The following is a 3,300-nucleotide window of genomic DNA, read 5'->3' as shown; positions in this document are numbered from 1 at the left end:
GCCTTCCTGGGCTCTCGTAGCTCACCAAATACTATTTCTCTTTTCAATTCTAAAGAGACAAAAAAGAAAAACAACGTCATTAAGCCATCATTAATCCATGCGTGCGCTGAGCGAGAAAATTCGAAAGTACCTACGTGGATTCCTAATGATATTTCCCAAATAGATAAAAAAGAGCTTGACCAAGGAGAGTTTGCAATAATTAATGAAACAAGGGTAAATAACAATAATAAGCATGCTGTACTTGTCTCAATACGAATATAGTACACCAAAGGTTTGGATATCAGATGAATGGGTTCTTCAGGTAATTGTGGATTTATAGGCACTAATTATAACTCCATTTAATGTATACTATTATTTTTAGAGTTTTACATTATAAAAGATTTTATTTTTAATAAGTCATCTAACCTTATCTTGAAGCAGTTTATATACGGTTGATCTGCCAATTCCGATTTGCTTAGCAATTTCTGTTGCGCCTATGCCAGAGGTATAAAGTGAAATAATTTTATCTCTGTCTACAGTGCGTTTTCGTCCAAACTTCACTCCTTTGAGTTTAGCATCAATGCGACCTTCATTCGTTCGCTCAAGGATACGTTGACGTTCTGCCTGGGCTACAGCAGCTAAAATGGTTACTACCATTTTTCCCATAGGACCTTCTGTACTGATTCCATCATCGAGGAAACGAATTGATACTCCCATAGCATCAAATTCTTTGATTAATTGAACCATATCCGCAGTATCTCGTCCGAGTCTATCCAATTTTTTAACCAAAATGACATCACCTTCCTCAACTTTAATACGAAGCGTTTGTAATCCATCGCGATCACAATGACTGCCAGTAGCTTTGTCCGTAAATAGTCGATGTGATTTAACACCAGCGTCCTTGAGCTCTTTAATCTGAATGTCTAAAGATTGCTGACTGGTTGAAACACGAGCATATCCGAAGAGTCGCATAGGCTAAAAATGTCTCCTTAATCGATTTGTAGAAACAATGTCTACTAATAAAGTAAAATATGATTTTATAGACAGTTTATGATAAGGTTTTTTTATTGTCTATCAATTTATAATATTGTAGACACCGATTAATTGGATTCCATGAATGATGTTGTTATGAGATAGTTTTATGGCTGTAGATTTTTTAACCGAAGAACAAAAAGCACGGTATGGTCAATATGATGAAGAACCCAATGACATTCAGCTAGCCCGATACTTTCATTTGGACAAAACAGATCTGGCTTTGCCCTACAAATAACATCTGCCCGTTTTTTAGGGACATTTCTTTCAGATTTATCACGGGTTCCTCTCAACATACAGATATTCATTGCAGAACAGCTCTCAATTTCTGATATTACCGTGCTAGATGATTATGCAAAACGTGATACGACCAAACGCGAACACACTGCACTTATCCGTAAATATTATGGATACAGGGATTTTAATTAACTTCCATGGGTATTCAGACTAAGCCGGTTGCTTTATGCCAGAGCCTGGATAAGCAATGAAAGGCCGATACTAATGTTTGATTTTTCTACTGCATGGCTTATTCAGAACAAAATAATTTTACCTGGAGAATCCACTTTGTGTAGGCTTATTTCTGAGATTAGGGAAAGAGCCACCAAATGTTTATGGAAACGCCTCTCATCCCTGCCTTCAAAGGAACAGAAGCAGCAACTTGAAGCTATTCTTCATGTGCCTAAAGGGGAGTCAACATCTCGTTTTGATTACTACCGGAAGGGGCCTGTAACAATTAGCTCCACTGCATTCAAGGAAGCAATGAAGCGTTATCTGGAATTAAAATCATTTGGATTCAGTCAGTTTGACTGTTCTCATATTCCACCAGTGCGGCTCAAAAATCTGGCACGACATGCAGGTATAATTTCCTCTAATAAAATCGCCCGCATGCCGGATGAAAAACGGATAGCCATACTGGTAGCATTCATTAGATCGTATGAAATCATTGCTCTTGATGATGCTATGGATTTACTGGATCTGCTGATTACTGGGATTGCAGGAGATGCCAAAAAGATAGGTCAGAAAAAACGTTTGCGGACATTGAAAGATTTGGATAAATCAGCGCTTATGTTGGCAAAAGCCTGCGAGCAGATTATCAATGAAAATATGTCTGATGTTCAGTTGCGTCAAGCGATTTACGCTTTGACTCCCAAAGTAAGGTTGATGGAATCGATTACCATCGTTAATCATCTGGCAAGACCCATAGATAGCCAATTTCATGATGAGATGGTTGAACAATATGGGAAAGTTCGAAAATTTTTACCGCAGGTATTTAATGGAATAACTTTCATGGCAGCGCCCGCAGGAAAAAATACACTGGAGGCACTGGAATATCTTGCCGGGATCATTTCATCGCGAAAAAAAATCCTGAAAAATCCTCCTCTGGAAATTATTACCAAATCATGGAAACGCCTGGTTTTTGATCTGGATGGAAATATCACAAAGCAGGGTTACATTTTATGCTTTCTGGAAAAATTGCAGGACAGTCTGAGAAGAAGAGATTTATATGTTGAAAATAGCGATCGCTGGGGTGATACGCGAGCAAAATTACTTCATGGGCTGGATTGGCAAAATAACAAAATACAGATCTGCCGTTCATTGGGACATCTGATATCTCCCCACGAAGCGATAACTAATCTTACAGGCCGTCTGGATGCTGCCTACAAAAAAGTTGCTGCCAATTTTGATGAAAATAACGCCATTAGAATGGATAATTCTGGCAAACGTCCTGCCCTAACAATTACCGATCTGGATAAACTGGAAATTTCATCAGGCCTTTCCTTGTTAAACAAGCAAATTTCGGGTTTATTACCACAGGTTGATCTTACTGAACTGATACTTGAAATTCACGCCCATACAGGATTTCTTGATGAATTTACGCATGTTAGTGAATCCAATGCACGTGCAGACGAACTTTCCGTGAGTATCTGTGCAGTTCTTTTGGCAGAAGCCTGTAACATCGGGCTTGAACCCTTGATAAAACACCAGATTCCAGCATTGACCCGCCATCGCCTGACGTGGGTCAGGCAAAATTATATCCGTGCGGAAACGCTTGTTCGAGCAAATGCAAGACTGGTGAATCATCAGGCCACCATTCCACTTGCAAAAAAATGGGGTGGTGGTGACGTAGCCTCTGCAGACGGGATGCGTTTTGTTACACCAATCCGCACTATTAATGCTGGTCCAAATAAAAAATACTTTGGTGCCAGCAAGGGAATCACCTGGTACAACTTTGTTTCTGATCAATTTTCAGGATTTCACGGAATTGTCATACCGGGGACACTCAGAGAT

At 39.4% G+C, this 3,300-nt stretch carries 2 protein-coding genes and 1 pseudogene; 1 reads left to right on the top strand and 2 read right to left on the bottom strand.

The annotated features are described in order from the left end of the window. Together T345_RS14870 and T345_RS0110650 are read right to left on the bottom strand one after the other, a co-directional pair. Positions 1-323: Na+/H+ antiporter NhaA (locus tag T345_RS14870; RefSeq protein WP_211249733.1), on the bottom strand; the 323-nt coding region annotated here is incomplete at its 3' end. Between the two features lie 73 nt (positions 324-396). Beyond that, on the bottom strand, positions 397-951 hold the full coding sequence (locus tag T345_RS0110650) for a recombinase family protein (RefSeq protein WP_028389324.1): 555 nt from the start codon (positions 949-951) through the stop codon (positions 397-399). Between the two features lie 169 nt (positions 952-1,120). On the opposite strand from T345_RS0110650, the pseudogene T345_RS14860 reads away from it, so the two are divergent. After that, positions 1,121-3,300 (top strand): annotated as a pseudogene (locus tag T345_RS14860) (Tn3 family transposase); the annotation flags it as partial.

Source organism: Legionella fairfieldensis ATCC 49588, assembly GCF_000621525.1.
GTDB classification, from domain to species: domain Bacteria; phylum Pseudomonadota; class Gammaproteobacteria; order Legionellales; family Legionellaceae; genus Tatlockia; species Tatlockia fairfieldensis.
This window is presented reverse-complemented; position numbering and strand designations above follow the sequence as displayed.

Bases quoted from the DNA above. Each gene is read 5' to 3' on its own strand.
- T345_RS0110650 (WP_028389324.1), bottom strand. From the start codon at position 951: ATGCGACTCTTCGGATATGCTCGTGTTTCAACCAGTCAGCAATCTTTA.